This window comes from Nannocystis punicea (genome assembly GCF_026965555.1).
GTDB classification, from domain to species: Bacteria; Myxococcota_A; Polyangia; order Nannocystales; family Nannocystaceae; genus Nannocystis; species Nannocystis punicea.
The window spans coordinates 8,365,423-8,390,636 of the sequence record NZ_CP114040.1; the positions used below are offsets into that span (position 1 = coordinate 8,365,423).

Below are 25,214 nucleotides of genomic sequence, written 5' to 3' on the forward strand. Positions count from 1 at the left end.
GACCACGAGTTCGAGGCATCCACGGTCTGCGGAGCGAACCAGCAGACTCAGCCGAGTGACGCGAGTACCGGGCTCCGGTGTTACCTGCCGCGCCGAGCCCACGCCCATGTTCACCTCCACGCTGAAGTACGCGCTCCTGATCCTCACCTGTTCGCTGGCTGCCTGCGGCGACGAATCCCGCGAGACGCCCTGTACCGCCGCGAGCTGCTGTGAGGATGACCCGACGGCTTGTGCAGCGCCGACCCTGAGCGAAGCGCAGGCGCTGGCCGCGATCGACTTCGTCGAACAGCAGTTGCTCACGGATCACCCGCGGACCCTCGACGGCCTCCCCGCGGCGACGGCGGACGCGTTCGACGGGGCGCGCGCCGCAGTGAGCGGACCGGTCACGGCCCACGACCTGGCAGGAGTCCTGTCCGCGACCCTGGCGACCTTCGCGGACGGTCACACCCGGATCGAGCTGCCCGCGGAGACGCGCTGGCTGAACCTGCCGCTCGTCTTCACCACGGAAGGACCCGTCGTCGCTGCGGACGCCGGCGAGCTCCGGCGCGGAGACCTGCTCGTCGAGCTCGAAGGGCGAGCAGACGCCGCGCTCCTCACCGCTCTCGCGCAGTACGTGCCGCACGAGAACCAGCATCGCGTCCGGGCGGTCGCGCCCACGATGCTCGTACGCGAGGACGTCCTGGCCTGGCTGGGCGTGAGCGGCGAGCAGGTGCGCGTGGTGATCGAACGCGACGGCGAGCTCCTGGAGCGCTCGCTCGCCTTCGAGGACGAGCCACCCGCCGCGCCCGAGCCGCAGCCGGCGCGCTACGAGATCGACGAGGCGCGGGGTGTCGCGGTGCTCCGTCTCGATCGATGCGTCTACGACGCGGCCTTTCAGGCGACGCTCGACGCGCTGCTCCGCGAAGCGCGGCAGCGCGAGGTTCACGACCTCGTGATCGATCTGCGGCACAACGAGGGCGGTGACGTGACCGTCGCCGTCGCCCTGTTCGTCCGGCTCGGCCGCCCCTGGAGCGCCTTCGCCGTCGAACAGCGCGCCTCCGAGGGGTTCTTCGCGGCGTTCCCGGTGTTCGCCTCGCCCGACGTGCACGCGGCGCTCGCGGCCTTCGGCGTCGACCTCTCGGCGCCGCTGTGGAAGATCCCGGCAGACGCGATCGCGGCGCTGGTCGGGGGTCAGCTCGCGCCGCCGACCGACGAACCGTTCACCGGCTCGGTGCACGCGCTCATCGGCCCGCGCACCTTCAGCAGCGCCAGCCTGTTCGCCATGATGATCCGCGACAACGCGCTCGGGTCGCTGTTCGGAGAGCCGAGCGGGAACGCGGCCAGCTTCTGGGGGCAGAACTATGCGCTCGAGATCCTCGAGACGGGGCTGACGATGCAGATCGCCACGGCGCGGAACGTACGCCTCGCCGCGGAGGGCCGGGACGCGCCGACGCTGACGCCCGACGTGTCGCTCGAGCTCCGGCGCGAGGACGTCGCAGCGGGCGAGGATCGCGTGCTGGCGGAGGTCTACGCGCGACTCGGGGATGATTGAGCGCGCGACGCCGCCGCGCTCCGGACGGGCGCCGAATCGTGCTAAGGACGAAAAGGCCATGATCGAGGTCGTGCACGTCACCAGCGCCGCGCAGGTCGAGCAGGCCCGCGCGCTGTTCCTCGAGTACCAGGCCTCGCTCGACGTCGACCTGTGCTTCCAGGGCTTCGCCGACGAGCTGGCGCGCCTGCCCGGCTCCTACGCCCCGCCGTCGGGCCGGCTTCTGCTCTGCACGGTCCACGCGGTCCCTCAGGGCTGCGTCGCCCTGCAGGCCCTCCCGCCCGCGGACTGCGAGATGAAGCGGCTGTACGTCCGCTCGCGGCAGCGCGGCCTCGGCCTCGGCCAGCGGCTCGTCGCCCGCGTGCTCGCCGAGGCGCGCGGGCTCGGCTACCGGCGCATGTTCCTCGACACCTTGCCGTCGATGGCCCGGGCGATCGCCATGTACGAGGCGCTCGGCTTCAAGGACGTCCCTCCCTATCGCCACAACCCGGTCCCCGGCGCCCGCTACCTCGCCCTCGACCTGTGACGCGCCGGACCGGGTCCATCGCCGCGACTGTCGACATTCGCGTCGGTGGAGAGATTCGTCGATCCTGCTCCATTGGGGCTGCCGGTCGCTCGAGCCCGAACCTCCTCATGCGACCCCGCGTTCGGGTTCGCCGGCAGCGCCGGTGAGCCGAGCCGCCGACGTTTCGCCCGCTCGCGCTGAGCCCGCCGCACCACGCTGGATTGTAGTCACGGCGTCGGCGCCGCCGCCTGCTCGACGTTGCCGCGTCTCCACCCTCCACCACGCTCTTCCTCGTGCCCCTCGCCTCGCTCCGCAGCTCCGGTTCCCCCGTCTTGCGTCTCGCGTTCGCAGCGTCCTGTCTGCTCGTCCTCGCGCCCCGGGACGTCACGGCCGCCGCCCCCCTGACCAACGCGATCCAGACCGGCTTCTGCGACGAGGTGCTCCCGCGCCTCGTCGACGTCGGCGAAGCTCTCGGCTACGCCATCGACCACGGCGAGTCCGGCTTCTCGGGGGCCAGCGGCGCGAGCGAGCTCCGCTGCATCTGTTCCGAAGGACAGGTTGCGATCGAGGTCGCCGACCGCGACGCCAGCGTCAGCGTCAACTTCGCGCGCGGACGTTCGGTGTTCGGCCTGGAGCTCGCGGGTCAGTTCCACGACTTCGGCAGCATTCAGCACACCTCGATCCTCGACGGGACCGCCGATCGTCTGGGCGGCTCGCTCATCTTCGCCGCCGACACCGCCGACGCCGCCGCGTTCGTCGAGTTCGACCTCGCGGGCCAGGTCGTGGCGGCCGACGGCGACGGCGGCCTCGTCAACGAGCGCTTCGCGCCGGTCCTGGCCGCCTCGACGGCCTGGAGGGACGCGCACGCGCTGATGCTCGCGCTGGCGGGCGTCCGGGACGCGGACAGGCCGTTGTCCGTAGCGATCCCGGACCCGCGCTGAGGTGCGTCGACGAGGCGAGCATTCAGCCTCGCGCTGCCGCCGGCGTCGCCCCGCGTCGGCCGGCGTGCTGCCATCATTCACGCCGGTCGCTCCTTGCGCCCGTCGGCGTGAATCGCAAACCGCCCCTCCTCGCGCGCGTGCACCGGCCCTGCGCTGCTCCACGGCCAGCCGCCGAAGCGGGTCCGCTGATAGTCGCCGTAGGCCTTTTGGATCTCCGCCTGCGAGTTCATCACGAACGGCCCGTACGCGGCCACCGGCTCGGCGATCGGTCGGCCCTGCAGCAGCAGCAATTCGCTCGCGGCCTCGCCACCCACCAGCTCGACCGCGACCTCGGGTCGCAGCTGAATGCAATGACCCACCGGCACGACCCGCCCGCCTGCCGTCAGCTCGCGCCCGCGGAAGAAGTACAGCGCGCGGTTCGTCCCCGGCGACGCCGCGGGCAGCGTCCAGCGGGCTCCGGGCGCCAGCTCGATCGACGCGATCGCCACGTCGCTGTCGGGCCGCGCCGCCCACGAGTTCGGCGGCGGCGCCGGCGGCTTCGCCTCGGCGAATTGCCCGGCGATCACCGTCACCTCGGCGCGCCGGCCCTCCGCGTCGACCGCCACGTGCGTCGGGATCGTCTCGCGCCACAGCATCGAGAAGTGCGGCGGCGCCAGCTTGCTCGCGCGCGGCAGGTTGAGCCAGATCTGGAACAGCTCGGCCGGGTTTTTGCCCTCGCGGTCGAGCAGCGGGAACATCTCCGAATGCACGATGCCGGCCCCGGCGGTCAGCCATTGCACGTCCCCGCCGCCGAACCGGGCCGCCGCGCCGAGCGAATCGCTGTGGTCGATGAGGCCGCGGCGCACGATCGTCACGGTCTCGAATCCGCGGTGCGGGTGGGCCGGGAATCCGGGCACCACGTCGCCGTGGTACATGCGCCAGCCGTCGATGCCCGCGAAGTCGTGGCCGATGTTGCGACCGGCCAGCGACGCCGCCGGCCCGAGCGCCTCGTTGCCCGCCGGGTACGCGTCGTCGTGGTGGACGCAGAAGAGGAACGGGTCGAGCGTCGGCCACGGCGGCTCGCCGAGCGGGATCACGCCCAGCACTGCGTCGACGGTCGAGGTGGAGGAGTCGTCTTGCTCGCGCATCACTCGCCGAGTATGCAGCCCGGGCGCGCCGGCGTAAGCCCGGACAGAGGAAAGCACTGTTGCCGTTTCGGCAACATCGCCCCGCAGGGCCCGTACAGCCGTCCGCAGGCGCTTTCGAGCTGCGCGAGAGGCCCGCACCGGCAGGGCCCGCGGCGCCCGCGCCACGCTTGTGACGGCCCCGGGCGGCGCGTACTGTGCCCCGCATGCACTCACTTACCACACGCGGCGCCCGGCTCTGCCGCCTCGCCGCGGCCGCGCTGGGGCTGCTGGCGGCCTGCGGCGACGACGGCGGCGACACCGGCCCTCTCACCGCCACCGCCGGCATCACCACCGCGCCGCCGCCGACCACCGCGCCGGGCACGACCACCGGCGACGTGTCCACGAGCACCACGGACGACGGCACCGGCACCACGACGAGCGCGGCGGTCACGACCGGGCCGACCACCACCACCGACGCCGCGAGCACGACCACCGGCCCGCTGACGACCAGCGGCGCGGCCAAGTTCGACCTCGGGGCGATGCCGGACGTCGGCATGACCGAGTGCGTCGATTGTGCCTTGACCATCGATTCACAGCAGTCGGGCACCCTGGCGATCCTCGGCCAGGACATCTTCGCCACCGCCGAGCTCCAGGGCGAGATCGTCTACGCGCTCGGCAACGCCGGCCCCGGCCGCTTCATCGCCACCGCCGACAGCAGCCTCCCGTTCAACGAGCAGTCCGACTGCCCGATCCGCGAATGGCTGGCGGGCAGCCCCGATCCGAACCCCAAGCTGTTCTGGTGGGGCTGGGGGCCGTCGGACGGCCCCGCCAATTGGAACTACCCCGGCGATTCGTCGGGCATCCACCTGCCGCCGCAGTACGTCGGCAATCCGGCCCAGCTCGCGGCCGACTACGACATCGTCATGTATCTCGAGGGCTCGGGCCAATACGACGGCGGCGATCAGCCGACCGACGCGGAGATGCAGACGTTGCTCGAGTTCGTCACGGTCCACGGCGGCGGCGCCTACATCAGCTCGGAGTTCGCCGGGTATCTGAAGCCCGCCGACTACGCGAGCATCAATCGCGTGCTGATGCCGCTCGGCGTCGAGGCGCTCGAGGTGAACCTCAACTGGGGCGACGTCAACGGCCAGATCGAGTTCACCTGCTTCCCCGCGCCGGTCGGCTGAGACCGCTTACGGCGTGAACCTCACCACGGCGAGCGCGGCGCGTCGGCCTGGAGCCGGCCGCGCCGCGGTGCTATCATCCGCGGCACCGAGGCCTCGGTGACCGATCCCCACGCACGTCCTCCCATCGACGCGGTCCTGCCCTCAATGATGGACGCAGTCGCCACGCTGGTGCGCGGCGTCGGCGAGGACCCCGCCCGCGACGGCCTCGAGCGCACCCCCGAGCGCGTCGCGCGGGCGCTGCGGTTCCTCACCAGCGGCTACGACCAGTCGCTCGAGGCGCTGCTCAACGGCGCGATCTTCGACGTCGGCCACGACGAGATGGTGCTCGTCCGCGACATCGACCTGTTCAGCCTGTGCGAGCACCACATGCTGCCGTTCATCGGCCGCGCGCACATCGGCTACATCCCCGACCGCAAGGTCGTCGGCCTGTCGAAGCTCGCCCGCGTGGTCGAGATGTTCGCCCGCCGCCTGCAGGTCCAGGAGCGGCTCACCCGCCAGATCGCCGAGGCCATCCAGGACGTGCTGCAGCCGGCCGGCGTCGGCGTCGTCATCGAGGCCAGCCACATGTGCATGATCATGCGCGGGGTGCAGAAGCCCAGCTCGTGGACGGTGACCTCGTCGATGGTCGGCGTGTTCCAGGACAACCTCAACACGCGCCAGGAGTTCCTCAGCCTCATCCGCCACAAGGTGGTGTTCTAGCGCGGGCCGGGAGCGCCGCGCACTCGAGTTCTTCGATGGAGATCTTCCGCGTCTACCGCTTCGAGGCCGCGCACCGCCTGCCCGCCGTGCCGCCTGGCCACAAGTGCAGCCGACTGCACGGCCACTCGTACGCGATCGACGTCCGCGTGCGCGGCCCGATCCGCGCCGACACCGGCTGGATCCTGGACCTCGGCGACCTCGACCTCGCCTGGGAGCCGCTGCAACGCGTCCTCGATCATCACTACCTCAACGAGGTCGAGGGCCTCGAGAACCCGACCAGCGAGATCCTGGCGCGGTGGATCTGGCGCCGCCTCAAGCCGTCGCTGCCGCTCCTGTGCGAGGTCGGCGTGCGCGAGACCTGCACGTGCGGCTGCATCTACCGCGGCGAGGACGAAGACGACCGCCGGCCGGCGACCTGAGGCCCCGATGACCGCCAGCACCGCCGCCGAACTCACCACGGTCGAGCTCACCACGGTCGAGCTTTTTAAAGATGCGATGAAGTTCTCGGCCGGGCACTTCACGATCTTCTCGGAGGACCGGCGCGAGCGGATGCACGGCCACAACTTCGCGGTCCAGATCAGCATCACCGGCGAGCCCGACGACAACGGGATGATGGGCGACTACGGCCAGTTCAAGCGCATCGCCATCGCCCTGTGCGACAGCCTCGACGAGTGGTTCCTCCTGCCCGGCCGCTCGCCGCACCTGACGCTGCGCGAGGACGGCGAATACGTGGTCGCCGAGTTCGCCGGGCGGGCGATCCCGTTCCTGCGCAGCGACGTGCAGGTGCTGCCGGTCCGCAACATCACGGTCGAGGAGCTGGCGCGCTACCTGTGCGACCGCCTGATCGACGAGGGCAAGGTCCTCGCGGTCGCGCCGATCCACCGGCTCACGGTCAAGGTCTCCTCCGGCCCGGGTCAGCAGGCCGTCGCCGGCTGGCGGAGGCCCGTATGAGCGCGGCCGCCGACACCGTGGTCCTCACCGGCGGCAGCGCCGGCATCGGCCTGGCGATCGCCGCCCGCGCGCGCGCCGACGGCCGGCGCGTCATCAACCTGTCCCGCAGGCCATGTCCCGTCGACGGCGCGGAGAACCTCGCGGTCGACCTCGGCGACGCCGCCGCGGTCGCCGACGCGGTGCTCCGCGTGCGCGACCGGATCGGCGCGCGCGGCCGGGTGCACCTGGTCCACAACGCCGCGTTCCCGATCGCCGACGCGGCCACCAACTTCGACGCCCGCGCCTGCGAGCAGGCCCTGCGGATCAACGTCGTCACCCCGGCCGAGCTGACCGCCGGCCTGCTGCCGACCATGGCGCCCGGCTCGTCGGTGACCTTCATCGGCTCGACGCTGTCGGAGAAGGGCGTGCCCGGCCGCCTGACCTACTGCGCCAGCAAGCACGCGCTGGTCGGCCTGCTGCGGGCCACGGTGCAGGACCTGTTCGGCACCGGCATCCACGCGGTGTGCGTCTGCCCCGGCTTCGTCGACACCCCGCTGCTCGACCCGCTGCGCGCGCGCGGCCCCGAGGTGATGCAGCAGGTGCTCGGCATGGTCTCGTACGGCCGCCTGCTCACCCCCGAGGAGGTCGCCGACATCGTCGCGTTCTGCCTCGAGCGGCCGTCGCTCAACGGCGCGATCATCCACGCCAACCTCGGCCAGCGCGAGAGCTGACGCTCAGGCGCCGAACACCGGGCGGAAGATCATCGCCGCGAGGATCCCGACGATCAGCGCCGCGAACGCGACCACGTGCGCGCGCCCGGCCCCGCGCTCGGCCGCGCTGACGACCACCACGTGGGCCGTGAGCGACAGCCCGAGCCCGAGCACGATCCACAATTCGGTCAGCGGGATCGCCGACAGCGACGCCAGCGCGAACCCGCCGCACCAGGCGATGAACAGCCCCGTCGAGGCGATCTGGTGCGTCGCCCGGCGCCGCTCCTCGCGGGTCTTCGCCAGCAGCGACGCGCCCGAACCGGCGATGAACAGCATCACTCCGGCGAACTTCGCCAGCAACACGAGATGAACGGCAGGCGTCTCCACCCAGCGAGGATAACCCGTCGACCCCCGGCGGCGCGCCCGCGACGACGCGTCGCAGCACTATGTCAAATCGGCGCCGCGCCCGCCCCGCCGCGCGAATGACGAGAGTTGCGAGCGTGCCGCGGCGATTCGTCGCAGGAGCGGGCTTCGGTCGCGGCGAATGTGACAGCATGGTCGGCGCGCGACCCGGGCGCGCGAAGCTCGGGGCAACGGCCACGGAGCGGGCTGCACGACGGCGGGCTCGTTGGGCTCCGGCATGTGCTCGAACACGAGCCGGCGGATTCGCCAGACCGCACCCGCGAGCACGACGGCGTGAGTGTCGACCATGCCTCCGCCGAAGTGCAGCGGTCTTTTCACCACGCGCCTTCGATCGTCTCGGAGCCGGTGATGAACCCGTCGCAGGTGAGGAAGGGAAACACGAGCGACAGGATCGCTGCGCCTCGACGCGTCACCCGGCCAAGGTTCGAGGATGCCCACGCGACGAGGACGCGGCCGGAGCACGAGGCGGTTCAGCCCGGTGCTCCGCCCGGTCGCCCCCGAGCGCTCGCGCGGTCGCCATGGGTTACACTGCGGTCGTGCGCGCCAGCGCAAGCTCTCTCGCGCCGGTCCCCTCGGTCTATCGCCAGACCACCCGGGGTCAATGGCTCGTGTTCGTCGGCATCGTCCTGGCGATGGTCTACGGCCCGACCAACGCGACAGTCCAGGAGCTCCAGGCCCAGGGCCTCGCGGTCGAGCGCTGGCAGCTGTTCGCCGTCGGTCTGGCGGGGGCCGCGGTGTACGTCGCGTCCGCCTGGCCGCTGTGGCGCGTCCTCGACGCCCTGCCGCTCACGCCCGGACGACGCGCGCGGAGCGGCCTGCTCCGCGCCCTGCTGTGCCTCGGCTACGTCGCCGTCGATGCCGTCGTGACCCTGGTGTTCCTCGAGCTGGCGGTCGCGCTGCTCGGCGCCGACCCAGGGGTTGTCGCCGCGCAGATGCGACCGGGCGAGGTCGTCGTGCGCGGGGCGGCCGGCTTCGCGGTCCTGATGCTCGCCCACGCGGTGCTGCAGCGGGCCCACGAGCGGGTCGAACGCGAGGTGCTCGCGCGCTCGCTGGCGCAGGCCAACCTGCGCGCGCTGTCGCTCGAGCTGCGCCCGCACTTCCTGTTCAACGCCCTCAACGGGATCGCCGCGCTGGTCCGCGACGACCCGCGACGCGCCGAGCGGATGCTGGTCGGCCTCGGCGACCTCCTGCGGCTGACGCAGCAGGCCGGCGCGGAGGGCCAGGTGCCGCTGCGCCGCGAGCTCGAGCAGGTCGACCTCTACCTCGAGCTGCAGGCGATGCGCTTCGGCCCGCGGCTGACCGTCGTCCGCGACGTCGATCCCGCGGTCCTCGGCGCGCGCGTGCCGGGCATGCTCCTGCAGCCGCTCGTCGAGAACGCGCTCGCCCACGGCATCGGCCCGCGACCCGGGCCGGGGCGGCTCTGCCTCGGCGCGCGCCGCGAGGGCGAGACTCTGGTGCTGCGCGTCGACGACGACGGCGTCGGCCTCGCGCCCGGCCGGCGCGAGCGGACCGGCGTGGGCACGACGCGGGCGCGCCTGACCGCGATGTTCGGCGAGGCGGCCCGCTTCACGCTCTCGCCCGGAGACGGCGGCGGCACTGCGGCCGAGCTGAGGATCCCCTTTCAACCGTGGCAGGCAGCATGACTGCGCTGCGGGTGGTCATCGCCGACGACGAGCCGCTGGCGCGCAGCCGCCTGCGGGCGCTGCTCGGCGATCATGCCGACGTCGTGATCGCCGCCGAGGCCGAGGACGCCGACTCCGCGCTCCAGGCGATCCGCAGCGAGCGACCCGACCTCGTCCTGCTCGACGTCGAGATGCCGGGCGAGGGCGGCGTGGCGCTGGCGCGGCGGCTCCACCTGACGCCGGCGCCGCTGATCGTGTTCGTCACCGCGTACGCCGACCACGCCGTCGACGCCTTCGAGACCGGCGCCGTCGACTACCTGCTCAAACCGTTCGACGAGGCCCGCCTGGCGACCGCGCTCGCCCGCGTCCGCGCGGCGCTGGCGGCCCGTCGCGCGCTCGCGGGCGGCGCCCCGTCGGCGTACCTCGAGCGCGTCGCGGTCACTCTCGGCAAGCGGACCCTCTTCGTCGCCACGGCCAGCGTCGACTGGTTCGCGGCGAGCGCCAACTACGTCGAGCTGCACGTCGGGTCGGAGGTTCATCTGCTGCGCACCACCCTGAGCGCCCTCGAGGCCCAGCTCGACCCACGCGTGTTCGTGCGGATCCACCGCTCGTACGCGGTCCGGCTCGACGCGGTGAAGGAGCTGCGCAGCCTCGGCGCCGGCGAGTACCGGGCGATCCTCGCCGACGGCGTCGAGCTGCCGGTCAGCCAGCGCTACCGCGACCGCCTGCCGCGACCGTGAGCGACGCCCGTCCCGCGAGCGGCCGCGTTCGTCCCCGCGACGCCGGCGTTCGTCCCACCAGCACCGGCCCGCCGCCGCCTGCCCCCGTACCCTCGCCGCACACGAGGTCACGCGATGTCGCAGAGAGCAGCCGGGCGATGGTCGAAGATGGGGGCAGCGCTGGCGCTGCTGGGGTGTACCACGATGGACGAGTCGATCGTCGAGACCGACGCCGGTCGCGTGCGCGGCACGCTGACCGACGAGGTCCGCCTGTTCCAGGGCATTCCGTACGGCGAGCCGCCGGTCGGCGAGCTGCGCTGGCAGGCGCCGCGTCCGGCGAGCGCGTGGACGGGGATCCACGACGCCACGCGTCCGGGCAACCGCTGTCCGCAGGTCGGCACCGCGTACGTCGACATCCAGAGCGACACCGAGGATTGTCTGTACCTCAATGTCACGACCCCGCGCGGGACGGGCTCGTCGCGTCCGGTGATGGTGTGGATCCACGGCGACGGCGCGATCGGCTCCGGCGACCTGTTCGACGCCCGCCGGCTCGCCAGCGAGGGCGACGTCGTCGTCGTCACGATCAACTTCCGGCTCGGCGTGTTCGGCGGCTTCGCCTATCCCGGCCTCGAAGGCTCCGGCACCTTCGGCCTGCAGGATCAGCAGCTCGCCCTGCGGTGGATCCAGCGCAACGCCGCGGCCTTCGGCGGCGACCCCGACAACGTCACGCTGTTCGGCGTGTCGTACGGCGCCTCGGCCACGACCGCCCACCTGACGTCGCCGACCGCCGCCGGGCTGTTCCACCGCGCGATCCTCCACAGCGGCGAGGCGATGATGGACATCGTCCCCGGCAGCATGGGCCCGGACGTGCCGGCCGACCCGTGGATCCTGTGGGCCACGCGGGACGAGCAGGAGCAGCTCGGCACCCACGTCGCAGCGCAGCTGGGCTGCACCGATCCGGCAGCGGCGCTCGCGTGCCTGCGCGGCCTGCCGGTCGCGCAGATCCTCGCGCTCCCCGCCGTCATGCACATGTTCCAGCCGTACGTGCCCGGCGAGGAGGTCCTCCCGGACAACCCGGGCGAGGCCCTGCGGGCGGGTCGGTTCAGCCCGATGCCGGTGCTCGCCGGTCACACGCGCGACGAGCATCACATGTTCGTCGGCCTGTTTTACGATCTCGTCGGCGCGCCCGTCACCGCCGCGCAATACCCCGAGTTGCTCGCCGCGGCCTTCGCCGAGCGAGCCGAGGCGGTCGCGGCCGAGTACCCGCTCGCCGACCACGCCTCGCCCGGCGCGGCCTGGGCGAAATTGCTGACCGATCGCCTGTGGGCGCGGAGCACCGCCGAACAGAACGCGTCGCTCGCCGAGCGCGGCCCGGTGTACTTCTACGAGTTCGCCGAGGCGAGCGCCCACGACCTCCCGTTCGCGCCCGAGCTGCGCACCGGCGCTTTTCACAACGACGACGTGCAGTACCTGCTGAGCGACGGCTCGCAATTGACTCCGGCGCAGCTGGGATTGTCGCAGCAGATGATCCGCTACTGGTCGAACTTCGCCCACACCGGCGATCCGAACGGCGACGGCCTGCCGACCTGGGACCGCTTCACGGCGGCGACACCGAACGTGCTGGCGCTGGCGGCCGGCGAGGGCGGGATCCGGCCGATCGATCACCGCGCCGAGCACAAGCTCGAGTTCTGGGCGACGCAGCCGTGACCGACTCCACGCATTCGCGGCTCGTCGCGCTCCACCCGATGAGCGCGGTCGTCCTTCCAGCCCGGGCGCCTCGACGAGTTCCGGGCATTCGCGGCTCCGCGAGCGCGCCCCAACGATGGCAGTCATCGTCGCAGGCGCCGAGCGCCTCGCCGAGCTCCGCGCACTCGTGACTCGTCGAGCACTTTTCAAAATGCTAGCAGTCGCGGGCGGCTGCTCGCCCGCGACCGCCGCGGATCACGCCGCTCAGAACTTCAGCGTCGCCACCGCCCCGATCTGCGCCTTGCTCACCTTCTTGAAGCTCGCGCGCATCAGCTCGCCGGCCGCGCAATTGGCCAGGGCCGGGTTGCCCGCGTCCTCCTGCGGCGCGGACGACAGCACCTTCCCGTCCGGGCCGGCGATCGACAGCTTGATCGTCACCTTCTCGCCGCCGCGCGCGTGGACGCGGCAGCGCTCCAGCGCCGCGGCCTTGGCGGCGCGGGTGCCGTCGGCGATGTCGGCCGGCTCGAGCTTCTCGGGCAAGCTGTCCGTCGAGACAGACGGCGCCGGCTCGACCTTGGCCGGCGCCGCGGGCTTGGCCTTGCACTTGTCCGGCGAGAGCAGGCACTCGACGCTGTCGTTCGCCGGCCCGGACGGGGCCGCGGGCGTCACCACTTTCACGGGCGGGGGCTTGTCGGCGCTCGGCGTCGCCGGCTTGACCACCGGCTTGCGCGGGCGCTTGCTCGGCGCGGCCTCGGGCGTCTCGGCGGGGATCTCCGCCGCGACCGCGACCGCCTCCGGCTCCGCTTCGGGCTCCGGCTCCTCCTCGGGCTCCGCCGCCGACGCCACCACCATCGGCGCCTGCGAGATGTGGCGCTCGATGATCACCGGCGCCGGCATCGGCCCTTGCGTCGCCAGGAAGCCCGCGAGTCCCATCATTCCCAGCGCCACCACCCCGAGCAGCAAGTACAGCGGCATCGGCGGCGGCGCCGCGGTGGCCCGACCCCGCACCGGCGTCGGCGGGATCACCGGCGGCGGCGCGGTCAGCTCGCTGAAGCGAGGCGCGCGCGCTTGCGGCCGCTCGGCCTGAATCACCGCACCCATCGCCCGCACGTCGATGAGCCCCGAGCCGTCGGTCGGCTCCGGCTGGCTCACCGGGCGCTTCGCCACTGCCACCGGCGCGGGCGACTCGGCGACTCGGGCGACGTCCAGCGAGCCCAGGCTCGCGAGCGAGAACAACACCGAATCTTCGTTGCGGGCGCCCTTCATGCGGCCCGCGCCTCGAACTTCCCGGCCGGCGATCGACTCGCCGCACCGGCTGCACCGCGGGGTCGAGGACGCGCCCGCGGCGGACAAGATCAGGGCACCATGGTGATCGCATACGAGGGTCATGACGGCGTACCTTCCATTCGCCGCAACTCGCCGCGACGGACAGGATCGTGGGACCGCCGTCGCTGGAGCTGCGCCGAGGAAATGAGGCTGCTGTCCCCAACGACCCCGCGGCGCGATCGATCTACGCCGCGAGGTCGACCGCCCCCGCGTCACCGCGGCGGGATCTGGAGCACCACGAATTCTTCGTCGTCCGGCCGCCCGTCGCCGCGATGGCGGCCGACGCTGAACGGGAAGTTGTTGTCGTTGGCGACCAGCACCTGCTCCCGCGGCAGGAGCACCAGGCTCTCGATGGTGACGAACGGCATGGCAAAACGACCCTCGCCCACACCCACATCCCCTGGGACCGCCGGCGCGAGGCCGTGCGGGTCGGCGATCGCCAGCAGATCGATCCTTGTCACCGCTCCGGTCGTCGCGCCCGGCGCGCCGAGGCTGAGCTCGCGGATCGCCTTGAAACCGCCGAGCTCGCCCTCGCTGTCGTCGCGCTCGATCACGAACCCGCGCCCCTCGCCGTCGAGCTGGAAGTCGGCCGCCGCGACCGCGCGCGGCTCCAGGCGATGGACCCAGCGCCTGTCCGTATATGTCCTTTGCGACAGGTCGTACTCGTGGATCCACACCTCGCCCGCGGGCGCCCCCGCGACCGGCTTCTCCAGCATCGGCAGCAGCGCCGGCGGCGAGCTGCGCAGCGCCATGCCCTCGAACCCGCCGCTCGTCGCCACCCGCAGCGGCTGCGTCCGCGCGGTCACCCCGTGCGGCCACCCGAGCCCCGCCAGCCACGGACTCGGCCCAGCGGACCCGACCGGGAGGTTGACCCCGTCGGCCAGCAAGAACACGGCCCCGATCGCCGGCGCCCGCTCCTGCACCTGCAACAGGGTGCGCACGTCGAAGCTCTGCACCCACGCCCGCTCGGCCACCCCGGCGGCGACGATCGCCTCGACCACCCGCTCGGCGAACAGCGCCGCGAAGTCGTCCTCCGGCGTCAACTTGGTCTCGACGCTGAATCGCACCCGCCGCGCGTTGGCGGCCCGCCGCGCCGCCTCGGGGTGGCTCGCCCCGGGCCCCGCGGAATAGTAGTCGGCGTACGCCGCGACGAACCGCAGCCACTGGGCCAGAGTCGGCGGCGTGTACGGATCGGCCAGACCCTCGGCGCCGGCGAACGCGACAGTCACCGGCGACAGCGCGCGATCGTTCTTCTGTTCGGGGCCGCGCACCAGGCCGTCGCACACGAACCGCCGCTGCAGCTCCGCGGCCGTCGACGCTCGCACCTCCCGCGACCCCTCACCGAGTAAGTCCCGGCACTTGCGAGGATCGAGCTGCGGGTCGTGCCCGAGCACCGGCACTCCGTCCGCAGTCAAGGCGACATCGGTCTCGAGCGTCGTCACCAGGTGATCGAGCGCCGCCTCCATCGCCGGCAAGGTGTTCTCCGGCCGCAGGTCGCGCGCGCCGCGGTGACCTTGCAGGTCGATCTTCTCGCGCCGAATCAACCCCTCCGCGTCGACCAGCTCGGGCACCCCGTCGCCGTCGCCGTCGAAGCTGCGCGCCGCCTGGACCAGCAGATCGGGCCGGTCGGAGATGATGCCGTCGACCCCGATTCGCATCAGCGCGTGCATCCGCGCGACCTCGTTGACAGTCCACACCACCACCGGGAAGCCGGCCGCCTTCAGCGACTTCACGTCGAACAGCTCGCGCCCGAGCTCGCCCGGCGCGTCGTCGATCACCATCGCGTGATGCGGCGACAGCACCGGCGGCCGCGTCGCTCCGCGCTGCGCGGCGCGCCAGCCCACCGCGTTCATCAGCCGCAGCGCCGCGCCCTCCTCGTTGTACGGGTTCTGCGGCGCCCGCAGCTCGAGCCCGGGGTTCTCCAGATCCGGCAAGCCGATCGGCGGCTCCAGCACCACGCCGTCGGCCGACGTGTGCAAGAGGAACGGCCCGAATTCGTCGCCGAACCACAGCGTCCCGTCGGGCGCGCGCTGCATCGATTCGGGATCGAAGTCGGCGCCCGTCAGCACCCGCCCCTCGCTGAATTGCTGGACGAGGGGGAACGCGATCTTTGCCGCCGGATCGCGGAGCTCGAAGTGCCCGACGACCTCGACCGCGCCGCTGCCCCCGTCGGCGGTGCGCGGGTCGAGCCGCAATGTATAGACCCGCAGGTGGAAGGCGGCCGAGTTCTCGATCTTCCCGTAACCGTTGTCGGCGAGCGCGAGGTACGTCCCGTCCGCGTTCGCCAGCAACGCCGAGAACCCCTGCACCGGCTGCGACACGAACGGCGCCTGTTGCCCGTGGATCGCCTGCGGACCGAGCCGTGCGCCCGAGGGCGGCCCGGGCGCGAACGTGGCCGCCGGCAGCACCGCCCGCCCCACCAGAGTCGCCGGCGGCGCCGCGGCCTGCCCCCCGCACGCGCACACCCACGCCAGCACCAGCGCGCCCCGCACCTCAACCTCCTCCGGTGTTTTCGGCCATCCAGGCCACGGTCCGGTCGAGATCCGGCGGCGACGTCCAGGCCGGCATGAACTGCGGCGCCCGCGTCCAGCCGTTCCCGAGCCCGCAGTAGTAGCGGTCGGCGCCGAAGATCGCCAGAGTCATGTCGAGGTACGTCGAAAACGTGACGCAGTCCGACGAACCCATGTCCGCGCCGTAATCGTCGGACACCATCATCACCGGCTCGGGCCCGAAGATCAGGTCGCCGTGCTTGCAGCGCGAGTAGTGGTCGACGCACACCACGCGGACCGGGGGCTCCGGCTCGAGCATCGCCCCGAACATCGCCGCGAGATCCTGCGGCTGGATGGGGCCGACGTGCCTGTCAGCTCGCCATGATGTAGACATGGCCTTTCGGACAGGCAGTAGATTGATGCACCCCGGCGGCTGACGCTCGTCGGGCCAGCCGAACGGCACCGTACGCGAGGCGTACTCGCGGCCGCGCAGGCCCCACTCGAGGAACACGCCGTCGTGCGCGCCGTAGAACTCGCGCAGCGCCGGCGGCAGCGGCGAGCCCACCGCCTCCTCGGCCTCGCGCAGGTCGACCTCGGACGCCGGCGGGCCGATCACGACCTCGTAGACCTCGACCTGGGGGTGCGCGCGCAGGCAGGCGACCATCGCCTCGAAGCGCGCGCGGAACGTCGGCGTGGCGCCCATGACCACGCGCGATCTGGCCCGCGCGCGCCCGCCCTGTCAAGCCCGCTCAGGCCGCCATCGCCGCCGTGCGCACGTTCTCCGGCGAGATCCCGAAGTGCGAGCGCACCTGCTCGATCGGCCAGGTCAACATCGCCGCCCAGTCGGCCCCGAACAGCGGCCGCGTCGACTTGCCGAGGCGCCAGCCGCGGGTGATCGCCTCGAGGCGGCGGTCGCCGTCCTCGTGGTCGAACAGCATCCCGTTGAGCAGCCCCGCCGACAGCAGCAGGTGACCGAGCGGCGACTGCAGCTGGGCGATGTAGAACGCCTGCAGCCCGAGCTCGCCGGCCACGTCGGTGTCGAAGCCGAGCACCGTGTGCCACAGGTCGTGGCTGCGCTCGAGGTGCCGCTTCATCTGCATCGCGTCGCCGGGGGTGTCGAGCGCGCTGTGATAGACCCCGGCCGGGTCGAGCTCGCGCTGGTCGAGGAACCTGGCGAATTCGCGCCCCAGGCTGCCCTCCGGCAGCGCGCGCAGATCCTCGAGCTTGAGCTGCAGCGGCGGCAGCGGGCGGGCCAGGTACGCCTTCACCTCGGGCCTGGCGAGCATGCGCTGCAGAGCGGGCGACTCGTCGACCGAATCGGCGAGGGCGAACACCAGGTCGAGGCGGTTGGTGTCGCGGACGAGGCGGACATACGTGCTGGCGAAGCGGATCAGGCCGACGATCTTGCGCATGAGATTCACTCCTTGCGGGCTTGCGGAGAAGATGAGCCTTTGCTCAGATCCTCGCTACTCGCTTTTGTCCCGTGGCCACCTCCGCCCGCAAGAAGCCCGTCAAACGCCGCCGCAACCCGATTCAGAGCCGGGGTCAGGCCACCGTCGACGCCATCGTCGAGGCTGCCGCTCAGATCTTGGCGCGCAAGGGGCCGACCGCCGCCACCACCAACGCGGTGGCGGCCCGCGCCGGCGTCAGCATCGGCACGCTCTACCAGTACTTCGCCGACCGCGACGCGCTGCTGCAGGAGATCGGTCGCCGCCACGTCGCCGAGATGCAGGCAGTGCTCGCCGGCGCCCTCGGCGGCATCGACGGCCTGCCGCTGCCCGAGGCGGTCGAGCGCCTGGTCGCCGCGATCGTCGCCAGCCACCGCGTCGCCCCGCGGCTGCACCAGGCGCTGCACCAGTCGCTCGCGCGCGACCACCTCGACACCATCGACGCCTTCGAGGTCGCGGTCGAGGCCATGGTCTCGCGCGCCCTCGCCGGCCGCGACGAGCTCGACCTGCCGGCGCCCGAACTCACCGCCACAGTGCTGGTCCGCGGCCTCGGCGGCCTGATCCGCACCACCCTCCGCCGCGAGCCCGAGCGCCTCGACGACCCCGCCCTCGCCCGCGCCATGCGAGCGATGATCCTGGGCACGCTCGGCGAGAGCCGCCGCGATGCGTGAGCGCATGGCCGCCCCGCGCGACGAGCTCTCTGACCATCACGTGTCCCGTACGACATGCCCTCGAGGACATGCCCTGTTCAACATGGTCTTTTAGCCATGCCCTTCAGGACACAGCCGGATCACGCGCCCCTGCCCGCCGCAGCACGAACAACCTCGCCGCCGGCGCCGCGGCCGGACCGGGCAGCGTGCTCGCGGCCTCGTGCTCGAGCGCGAACCCTGGGGCGAACAGCGCCGCGATCGTCGCGCTCGAGTACTGCGTCACGCCCGCGGCCGGCTCGGCCAGCGTCTTCACGATCAGCACCCCGCCGGCCCCGATCAGCCGGGTCATCGCCGCCGCGTGGCGTTCCGCCTCCGCGCGGCCGAGCAGGTGCAGGCACGCGCGGTCGAGGACGACGTCGAAGCGCCCGCGCAGCCGCGTCTCGGTGATGTCGTCGCACAGCCAGATCGCCCGGCTCGCGGGCGCGCGGGCGCGGGCCTGCTCGAGCGCTGCCGCAGAGATGTCGGTCGCGACCACGGTGTGCCCGCGCCCCGCAATCGCCGTCGCCAGCGCGCCGAGGCCCGTCCCGACCTCGAGCACCGACAGGCCCGACGCGCCCTCGCGCTCCAGCGCCGCCAGCAGGTCGGGATCGGCCGCGTCGCGCTGCCACGGCAGCTCCTCGGCCGCGTGCGTGCGGTACAGCCGGTCCCAGCCCGCGGCCCCGCGCGGGACCTGGGTGAGCACCGCGCTCGCGCGCTCGCGGACGATCGCCTCGAGCAGCTGCACCACCACCTCCGGCGGCGGCGCCCCGCCGAGCATCGGCGTGCGCGTCGCGGGCGCGTCGGCGACCTCGAGCGCGCGGGCCGGATGCGCCACGTGCAGCCCGTCCTCGACCAGCCGGGCCAGGTTGCGCTGCACGGCCGCCTCCGCGTACATCGCAGGGTTCATCGACGGCACCACCAGCACCGGCGCGCGCGTGGCCAGGGCGATCGCCGCCACCACCGACGCGTGGTCGCCCGCGGCGAGCCGGCCGATCGTCGTCGCCGAGGCCGGGCAGATCAGCACCGCGTCGGCCCACTCCGCCAGCTCGATGTGCGGCACGCGATGCGCCTGACCTTCGGGCCAGATCGCGCTCACCACCGGCGCGTGCGTCAGCGCCTCGAGCGCCTCGGCGCGGACGAACCGCAGCGCGCTCTCGGTCGCCGCCGCGCGCACCTCGAAGCCGCGCGCCTGCAGCCGTTGAATCAACGCGGGTGCGTGCATCGTCGCCGCCGCCCCGGTGAGCCCCAGCACCAGCCGCGGCCCGGCCGCGCGCGCCGGCTTCGGCGCCGCGGGCGTCTCGAGCGCGCGCCCCCGTAGCAGCAGGCCGAGCAGCTCCCCGATCACCTCGGGCCGCTCGATCGGCGCCCCGGCCAGCGCCTCGACGTGCGCCAGCACCTCCGCGCCCGTGTGCGGCGCCTCGAGGAACGACAGCACCGCGGCGGCGAGCGCCGCCGAGTCGCCGGCGAGCGCGTGGCCCTCGCCCTCGGGGGAGAGCACGACCATGCGGTCGCCGCATTCGTAGATCCGGACCACCGACGCGCGGCGGAGGTTCCATTCGGTCCAGCGCTCGGGGTCCTTCATTCGTCGTCCTGGTTCTGCTCGCAGCCCGACCGGGCCGCCCGGGATGCTATCATATGATCAGCATCTGGCACTGACCGTCGATCCACGCGCACAGCTGCTGCACCCCGCAGACCGCCTCGTCGGTGATCTTGGCGCAGTCGACGGTGCACTGCTGGATCTCCGGCGGCCACGCGCACAGCGGCGTCGCCACGCAGGTCGGCTGGTCCTCGATCTCCTCGCAGTCCGGCACCCCGTCGGTGTCGGCCTCCGTGGTCGTGGTCGTCGCCGTCGCCGCCGTCGCGTCCGTGGTCGTGCCGGTGGGCTCGGGGCCCATCGTCGTCGTGTCCGTCGTCGTCGTCGTGCTCGTCGTCGGGCCCTCGGTCGAGGGCCCGGTGGTCTCGGTCATCGTCGTCTTGTCGGTATTGCTGCAGGCCGGCGTCGCGGTCACCGAGGACACCGCGAGGATCGCCGGCACGCACAGTCTTCGTCCGATGTCGGGTCTCACGGCCCCAGCCTACCACGCCGCCCGCCCGCGCGGATCGCGGGCTCTGCGGCCCCTGCCCCCCAGGTCTGCGCGCACGCTCGAGCTAAAGTGACGGTGCCCCGCCGATCGTCCGGCAGACCCCCGCAGGTCGAAACGGACATGTTTTAATAGACATGTCCTAAAGCCCAGGTAAGTTACGATGTCCACCAGCCCCCACATCCGCGCCGCCGAGGTCGTCCTGCCCTGCGCCGAGCTCGACCCGGCGATCGCCTTCTTCGTCGACGTCCTCGGCTTTCGCCTCGACGCCATCGCCCCGGCCGACGCCCCGCGGTCGGCCCTGCTGAGCGGCCACGGCCTGCGCCTGCGGCTGCAGCGGGGCGCGGCGGGCCCGGCGGGGCTCCTGCGGCTGGCCTGCGACGATCCGGCGCGAGTGGCAGGCGGGGCCACGGAGCTGGTCGCGCCGAACGGCACCCGGATCGAGCTGGTCGCCGCCGACCCTCCACTCGAGCTGCCGCCGCTCGTACCCGCGCTGGTGCTCACGCGCGCCGGCGACGAGGCCCACCGCGGCGTCGGCCGGGCCGGCATGCGCTACCGCGACCTCATCCCCGGGCGCCTGGGCGGCCGCTTCATCGGCTCGCAGATCGGCATCGTCGCCGGCGGCCCGGTGCCCGACTACGTCCATTACCACATCGTCCGCTTTCAGCTGATCTACTGCCTGCGCGGGCACGTCCGCGTCGTCTACGAAGATCAGGGCCCGCCGTTCGAGCTGCACGCCGGCGACTGCGTGCTGCAGCCGCCGCACATCCGCCACCGCGTGCTCGAGAGCTCCCCCGGCCTCGAGGTGCTCGAGGTCAGCTGCCCGGCCGAGCACGACACCTTCGTCGACCACGCGCTCGCGCTGCCGACCGGCGAGCTGCGGCCCGGGCGCGACTTCGGCGGCCAGCGATTCGTGCGTCACCAGGCCGCCGGGGCCCGCTGGGGCGCGTGGCGCTTCCCCGGCTTCGCCGCGCGCGACACCGGCATCGCCGCCGCGACCGCGGGCCTCGCCGACGTCAAGGTGGTCCGGCTGCACGGCGGCGACGCCACGCCCGTCACCCGGCACGACGGCGAGCTGCTGCTGTGGTTCGTGCTCGCGGGCGCGGTCACGTGGCTGGGCCCCACCGCCGAGGCGCTGGCCGCCGGCGATTGCGTGGTCGTCCCGCCCGGGATGCCGCACGCGCTCACCGCCTGCTCGCCCGATTTCGAGCTGCTCGAGGTGCGCCTCCCCGCGTGACGCCGGCCCTCGCGTGATAGTCTGACGATTCGCATGCCCGCCCCCGCCCGGTCGCTACGCGCAGCCTTGCTCGTCGCCCTGCTCGCGCCGACCTGCACCGGCCGGCGCACCGAGGTGCTGGCGAGCGCCGGCGAGGGCGCCGAGCAGGTCCGCCTCGTGCTGCAGCGACAGACCAACCGCTCGGGCAGCTCGCACGCCGCCTTCGCCCCGAGCTGCGACACGTACACCGTCGACGAGGTGTTCCTCGAGGTCCCGGGCGCCTCGCGCAAGGTCTGGTGGGATCACGATCCCGGCCTCGAGTACGAGATTGCGATCGAGGCCCCCGGTCGGTTCGCAGTGCGTCGCGGCCGCGGCCCGTGGGCCACGTACACGAGCGCCGGCGAGCGCCTCGAGCCGGTCGCCGGGCGTGATGACCGCGAATCACCCTCTCCGCGGCAAGCCCGAGAATGAATCACCGACAAGCGGCAGGCCCGCCGACGAATCATCGTTCCGCGGCAGGCCATCGGTGATCGTCGGTCCGCGGCAGGCCCGCCAATGAATCGCCATTCCGCGCAGCCCGCGGCGAATCACCGTTCCGTGGCGAGCCCGCCGATGAACCATCGCTCTTCGGCGGGCCCGCCGTGAATCCGCGCTCCGCGGCCCGCCGACGAATCATCGTTCCCTCGGCAAGCAGGCGCGCCGGAGCTCCTCGGTCTGCGGCAGACCCGCCGGGGAACCACCGTTACGCAGTCTACGGTGACTCCCCGTTCAGCGGCAGGCCCACCGCTGAATCCCCGCTCCGCGCCAGCCCGACCGCGAATCATCGTTCCACGCCCGCCCGGCGGCGAATCATCGCAGTCTGGCGGCGCCGCGATCGCGGCTATGCTGGCGCGATGGCGTCGCCCGAATACCCGCTCCTGTCGAAAAACTTCTTCGCCGACCCTTACCCGCTGCTGCGACGGCTGCGCGACGAGTGCCCGGTCTATTACCACGCCCCGCTCGGCGCGTGGTTCCTCGCCCGTCACGACCACTGCACCGCCGCGGTGCGCGATCGACGTCTGGTCAATGCCCGGGCGCGCCAGCTGCTGTCGACGCTGATGCCCGCGCTGCACGGCACCGACGAGCTCGCGGCGATGATCGGCCAGTGGTCGCGCCTGCTGTGGTTCCTCGACCCGCCGCGGCACACCAGGAGCCGCGGCCTGGTGATGCGGGGCTTCAGCGCCGCGGCGATCGAGCGCGTGCGCGACGAGGTGCGCGCCAGCGTCGAGGACGCGCTGGCGAGCGTGCCCGGCGGAGGCGGCGAGCTCGACGTGGTGTGGCAATTCGCCGACCCGATCGCCCTCGAAGTCCTGTGTGCGATCTTCGGCCTCCCCGGCGAGCTGCGGGCCGACTTCCGCCGCTGGACCACCGACATCATGCAGGTCGCGGGCGCCGGCGCCACCGACGAGGACCCCGCCCTGCGGGCCACGGATTCGTCCGTCAAACTGTTCGGGCTGCTCGCGGCGCTCGTCGAGGAGCGGCGCGCGCGGCCGGGAGACGACATGATCAGCCGCTTCCTCGGCGACGACCGCGACGACCCGGCAGTGCTCGAGGAGGTCACGATCCAGTGCTTCCAGATGGTCGGCGCCGGCTACGTCACCTCGCGCAATCAGATCGCCTGCGCCGTGCTCGCCCTGCTCGAGCACCCGGACGAGCTCGCCCGCCTGCGCGCGACCCCGGGCCTGCTCGGGCCGGCGATCGAGGAGCTGCTGCGCTTCGCGCCGTCGGTGCTGACCACCAATCGCCTGGCCGCGGAGGACCTCGAGATCGGCGGCCAGCAGATCCGCCAGGGCGAGCTGGTGTTCCCGATCCTCGCCTCCGCCAACCGCGACCCCGCCGCCTACCCCGATCCCGACCGCCTCGACCTCGCGCGCGGCGGCCGACCCATGACCTTCAGCATCGGCCCCCACTACTGCCCGGGCGGCCCCCTGGCCCGGCTCGAGCTCGAGGAGGCGCTGCAGGGGCTGCTGCGATTCCCATCGTGGCAGCTCGTCGGCGGATTCGACTACCGCGGCGCCAGCTTGCAAGACCGCGGCCCGTCGCAGCTGCGCGTGCGCCTCGGCGTTTGATGCCACCGGGCATTCGTCCCCGTATTCCCATGTTCCCTCGGCCTCGCCAGCCTGGCGAATCGCGCCTCTTCAAAATTTACAAAACCCCGATCGCGGCGCCAGCGGCCGCGACCATGGCGTGACGCGGCCCGCGCGGCGTCCGGCCGGGGCCGCCGCGGGCGCCGCCGTCCGCGAGCCATGCGCCTGCGAGTGGGCGATTCGCTCGACCTCCGTACACTGAATGCATGCGCAAGGACAACCCGAAGCTCGGACCGCGCGAACACGACGCCCCCTCCAACCTCGAGAAGGACCCGGACGATTGGGTCACCGGCGACGAGCGGATGACCGACGCCCAGGCGTCGTACCTGAAGACGCTGTGCGAGGAGGCCCACGAGGAGTTCGACGCGACGCTGACGAAGGCCGAGGCGTCGAAGCGGATCGACGCGCTGCAGCACGTCACCGGCCGCGGCCGCCACGACGACGACTCGCACGAACCGACGAGGCCGCCCTCGCGCGGCCGACCCGAGGAGGACTACAGCCCCGACGACCTCGACGAGTGAGCGCCGGCCCCGGCGCCGTCACCTGAGCCCGCATGCGCCGTCGATCGCCCGCCCTCACAATCGCTGGCATGAGTTACGCGAAGAAGATCCACGGCCCGCACGACCCGAAGAAGATCGACCTCGACCACGACTGGGAGCTCGACTACTGGACGCGCGAGCTCGGCGTCACCGAGGTCGAGCTGCGCGAGGCGATCCGCTCGGTCGGCAGCAACGACACCGAACGCGTCCGCAAGCACCTCATGGGCGCCCGGCCCGAACAAATCATCGATCGCAGCGCCTGACCGGCGTCGCTCGCGTCGACGCCCGAGCGCGAGCTCGAGTCGACACGGCGCTCGCTCCTGCCGAGCGAGCTCGGCTCCTGCCCGCAACGCCGCGGCTGCGTGGCCACCCCGGGTCGGCTTCGGGTCGCAGCATCACGGGCGCAATGGCCGGAGAGCCGCTCTCCAACCCCTCGCACTCTCCTGCCCGCATGTGCCCGCATGTCTCGTACGTCGCCGCCCGAGCACCTCGGCGAATCCTGCCCGCAGCGCGGCGGCGTGCGTGCCCAGATCGGACGGGACGCTCAATGTCACCCTCAACGTGGACCGACAACGCGGCCCTCGTCACGCAGCCCTTCGCGTCGCCGCTATTGTTTCGAGCAGCAGGACCCGGGTTTCGCCAACCGCCTGAACGCGCTCGCCTTTCGCCCCAAGTCCGCATCCTGGCACAGAAATTCTGCGGACACTTGAGAGCCCGCGAGTCCCCAGGACTCGCGGGCTTCGACCTGCGTCTTGGAGTACTGGTAAAGACGCTCCAGGCCTGCGCGGCAGCGACCCGGTGGCGAGGGTCTGGAATGAGCACGCAGACGACCTCCCGGGCCGGCTGAATTCGCCCGTATTGCGCCGGGCAGCCGCTGCGGGGACAATCCCCGCCATGGACATCCCACCTACGGATCACCGGCTCCGGCGGCTGCATCGCATCGACGCTGCGGTGCTCGAAGAGAAGAAGCAACTGCTCGCGCAGGGCAAGGGCGTCGACCCGGTCTCGATCGTGCGGTTCAAGCGGCCCAACGGGTTCGAGGTCTACATCGTGGCCGACGGCACGCATCGGGTGCAGGCGGCGCTGGAGATGGGGCTCGAGACGATCGAGTTCGAGTGGGGAGACCTCAAGAGCGTCGAGCGCGAGGCGAGACGGCGCGGGCGCAACTTCGACGACCTGGCTCATCGCGCGCGCAAGTTCGCCGGCGACGATCACGAGTGAGGACCAGCATGTGCTTGCGCGCG

At 72.5% G+C, this 25,214-nt stretch carries 25 protein-coding genes and 1 pseudogene; 18 read left to right on the forward strand and 8 right to left on the reverse strand.

Annotated elements, in window-relative coordinates; all coding sequences use genetic code 11:
* Positions 1 to 106 precede the first annotated feature (106 nt).
* The 3 genes from O0S08_RS32155 to O0S08_RS32165 all read left to right on the forward strand — a co-directional run bounded on the left by O0S08_RS32155 (position 107) and on the right by O0S08_RS32165 (position 2,974).
* The gene (locus O0S08_RS32155) at positions 107 to 1,531 is read left to right on the forward strand and encodes a S41 family peptidase (protein ID WP_269033193.1); all 1,425 of its coding nucleotides are present in this window, start codon (positions 107 to 109) and stop codon (positions 1,529 to 1,531) included.
* Between the two features lie 58 nt (positions 1,532 to 1,589).
* Entirely contained in the window at positions 1,590 to 2,054 is a 465-nt protein-coding gene (locus tag O0S08_RS32160; protein ID WP_269033194.1) for a GNAT family N-acetyltransferase, read from the forward strand.
* Between the two features lie 311 nt (positions 2,055 to 2,365).
* Positions 2,366 to 2,974, forward strand: a complete 609-nt coding sequence (locus tag O0S08_RS32165; RefSeq protein WP_269033195.1) for a hypothetical protein — start codon at positions 2,366 to 2,368, stop codon at positions 2,972 to 2,974.
* Positions 2,975 to 3,051: 77 nt separating this feature from the next.
* Here the strand turns inward: O0S08_RS32165 and O0S08_RS32170 are convergent, their stop codons facing one another.
* Positions 3,052 to 4,101: a pirin family protein gene (locus tag O0S08_RS32170; RefSeq protein ID WP_269033196.1), complete on the reverse strand. Its 1,050-nt coding sequence runs from the start codon at positions 4,099 to 4,101 to the stop codon at positions 3,052 to 3,054.
* Between the two features lie 203 nt (positions 4,102 to 4,304).
* Between O0S08_RS32170 and O0S08_RS32175 the strand changes: the two genes are divergently transcribed.
* The 5 genes from O0S08_RS32175 to O0S08_RS32195 all read left to right on the forward strand — a co-directional run bounded on the left by O0S08_RS32175 (position 4,305) and on the right by O0S08_RS32195 (position 7,627).
* A complete protein-coding gene (locus O0S08_RS32175; protein WP_269033197.1) occupies positions 4,305 to 5,267 on the forward strand; it encodes a hypothetical protein in 963 nt (320 codons plus the stop codon).
* Between the two features lie 96 nt (positions 5,268 to 5,363).
* Positions 5,364 to 5,966, forward strand: coding sequence for a GTP cyclohydrolase I FolE (folE, locus tag O0S08_RS32180; protein ID WP_371879505.1), 603 nt, complete (start codon positions 5,364 to 5,366; stop codon positions 5,964 to 5,966).
* 35 nt (positions 5,967 to 6,001) lie between these two features.
* Entirely contained in the window at positions 6,002 to 6,385 is a 384-nt protein-coding gene (gene queD / locus O0S08_RS32185) for a 6-carboxytetrahydropterin synthase QueD (RefSeq protein ID WP_269033199.1), read from the forward strand.
* A gap of 7 nt (positions 6,386 to 6,392) precedes the next feature.
* A complete protein-coding gene (locus O0S08_RS32190) occupies positions 6,393 to 6,917 on the forward strand; it encodes a 6-pyruvoyl trahydropterin synthase family protein (protein ID WP_269033200.1) in 525 nt (174 codons plus the stop codon).
* Complete coding sequence (locus O0S08_RS32195) at positions 6,914 to 7,627, forward strand: SDR family oxidoreductase (protein WP_269033201.1); 714 nt, start codon at positions 6,914 to 6,916, stop codon at positions 7,625 to 7,627. Before O0S08_RS32190 ends, O0S08_RS32195 begins: the two co-directional genes overlap by 4 nt.
* A gap of 3 nt (positions 7,628 to 7,630) precedes the next feature.
* On the opposite strand, the gene O0S08_RS32200 is transcribed toward O0S08_RS32195, so the two are convergent.
* Positions 7,631 to 7,993, reverse strand: a complete 363-nt coding sequence (locus O0S08_RS32200) for a hypothetical protein (RefSeq protein ID WP_269033202.1) — start codon at positions 7,991 to 7,993, stop codon at positions 7,631 to 7,633.
* 572 nt (positions 7,994 to 8,565) lie between these two features.
* Here O0S08_RS32200 and O0S08_RS32205 point away from each other — a divergent pair.
* The 3 genes from O0S08_RS32205 (at position 8,566) to O0S08_RS32215 (ending at position 12,077) form a co-directional block, all read left to right on the forward strand.
* Positions 8,566 to 9,672 (forward strand): sensor histidine kinase, encoded by a 1,107-nt coding sequence (locus O0S08_RS32205; protein WP_269033203.1) that lies wholly within the window; start codon positions 8,566 to 8,568, stop codon positions 9,670 to 9,672.
* Positions 9,657 to 10,391: a LytR/AlgR family response regulator transcription factor gene (locus O0S08_RS32210; RefSeq protein WP_269033204.1), complete on the forward strand. Its 735-nt coding sequence runs from the start codon at positions 9,657 to 9,659 to the stop codon at positions 10,389 to 10,391. The genes O0S08_RS32205 and O0S08_RS32210 overlap by 16 nt, the downstream gene beginning before the upstream one ends.
* Positions 10,392 to 10,505: 114 nt before the next feature.
* Positions 10,506 to 12,077, forward strand: coding sequence for a carboxylesterase/lipase family protein (locus O0S08_RS32215; RefSeq protein WP_269033205.1), 1,572 nt, complete (start codon positions 10,506 to 10,508; stop codon positions 12,075 to 12,077).
* Positions 12,078 to 12,320: 243 nt separating this feature from the next.
* Here the strand turns inward: O0S08_RS32215 and O0S08_RS32220 are convergent, their stop codons facing one another.
* From O0S08_RS32220 to O0S08_RS32235, 4 genes are all read right to left on the reverse strand, one after another.
* Positions 12,321 to 13,322, reverse strand: coding sequence for an NADH-quinone oxidoreductase subunit E (locus tag O0S08_RS32220; RefSeq protein ID WP_269033206.1), 1,002 nt, complete (start codon positions 13,320 to 13,322; stop codon positions 12,321 to 12,323).
* Positions 13,323 to 13,594: 272 nt separating this feature from the next.
* Entirely contained in the window at positions 13,595 to 15,874 is a 2,280-nt protein-coding gene (locus O0S08_RS32225; protein ID WP_269033207.1) for an esterase-like activity of phytase family protein, read from the reverse strand.
* A 1-nt stretch (position 15,875) separates the two neighbouring features.
* Positions 15,876 to 16,574, reverse strand: coding sequence for an SMI1/KNR4 family protein (locus O0S08_RS32230; protein WP_269033208.1), 699 nt, complete (start codon positions 16,572 to 16,574; stop codon positions 15,876 to 15,878).
* 46 nt (positions 16,575 to 16,620) lie between these two features.
* The gene (locus O0S08_RS32235; protein WP_269033209.1) at positions 16,621 to 17,283 is read right to left on the reverse strand and encodes a Coq4 family protein; all 663 of its coding nucleotides are present in this window, start codon (positions 17,281 to 17,283) and stop codon (positions 16,621 to 16,623) included.
* A 71-nt stretch (positions 17,284 to 17,354) separates the two neighbouring features.
* Here O0S08_RS32235 and O0S08_RS32240 point away from each other — a divergent pair, with 71 nt between their 5' ends.
* A complete protein-coding gene (locus O0S08_RS32240) occupies positions 17,355 to 17,990 on the forward strand; it encodes a TetR/AcrR family transcriptional regulator (protein ID WP_269033210.1) in 636 nt (211 codons plus the stop codon).
* Positions 17,991 to 18,093: 103 nt separating this feature from the next.
* On the opposite strand, the gene O0S08_RS32245 is transcribed toward O0S08_RS32240, so the two are convergent.
* Positions 18,094 to 19,590, reverse strand: coding sequence for a flavoprotein (locus O0S08_RS32245; protein ID WP_269033211.1), 1,497 nt, complete (start codon positions 19,588 to 19,590; stop codon positions 18,094 to 18,096).
* A gap of 49 nt (positions 19,591 to 19,639) precedes the next feature.
* On the reverse strand, positions 19,640 to 20,074 hold the full coding sequence (locus tag O0S08_RS32250; RefSeq protein ID WP_269033212.1) for a hypothetical protein: 435 nt from the start codon (positions 20,072 to 20,074) through the stop codon (positions 19,640 to 19,642).
* A gap of 178 nt (positions 20,075 to 20,252) precedes the next feature.
* Here O0S08_RS32250 and O0S08_RS32255 point away from each other — a divergent pair, with 178 nt between their 5' ends.
* From O0S08_RS32255 to O0S08_RS32280, 6 genes and pseudogenes are all read left to right on the forward strand, one after another.
* Entirely contained in the window at positions 20,253 to 21,326 is a 1,074-nt protein-coding gene (locus O0S08_RS32255; RefSeq protein ID WP_269033213.1) for a cupin domain-containing protein, read from the forward strand.
* Positions 21,327 to 21,359: 33 nt separating this feature from the next.
* Positions 21,360 to 21,776, forward strand: coding sequence for a hypothetical protein (locus tag O0S08_RS32260; RefSeq protein WP_269033214.1), 417 nt, complete (start codon positions 21,360 to 21,362; stop codon positions 21,774 to 21,776).
* Between the two features lie 422 nt (positions 21,777 to 22,198).
* On the forward strand, positions 22,199 to 23,413 hold the full coding sequence (locus O0S08_RS32265) for a cytochrome P450 (RefSeq protein ID WP_269033215.1): 1,215 nt from the start codon (positions 22,199 to 22,201) through the stop codon (positions 23,411 to 23,413).
* Between the two features lie 224 nt (positions 23,414 to 23,637).
* Positions 23,638 to 23,865, forward strand: a pseudogene (locus tag O0S08_RS32270) (DUF3072 domain-containing protein); the annotation flags it as partial.
* 155 nt (positions 23,866 to 24,020) lie between these two features.
* The gene (locus tag O0S08_RS32275; protein ID WP_269033217.1) at positions 24,021 to 24,233 is read left to right on the forward strand and encodes a DUF3606 domain-containing protein; all 213 of its coding nucleotides are present in this window, start codon (positions 24,021 to 24,023) and stop codon (positions 24,231 to 24,233) included.
* Between the two features lie 631 nt (positions 24,234 to 24,864).
* The gene (locus tag O0S08_RS32280; RefSeq protein ID WP_269033218.1) at positions 24,865 to 25,191 is read left to right on the forward strand and encodes a ParB N-terminal domain-containing protein; all 327 of its coding nucleotides are present in this window, start codon (positions 24,865 to 24,867) and stop codon (positions 25,189 to 25,191) included.
* Positions 25,192 to 25,214: the final 23 nt, after the last annotated feature.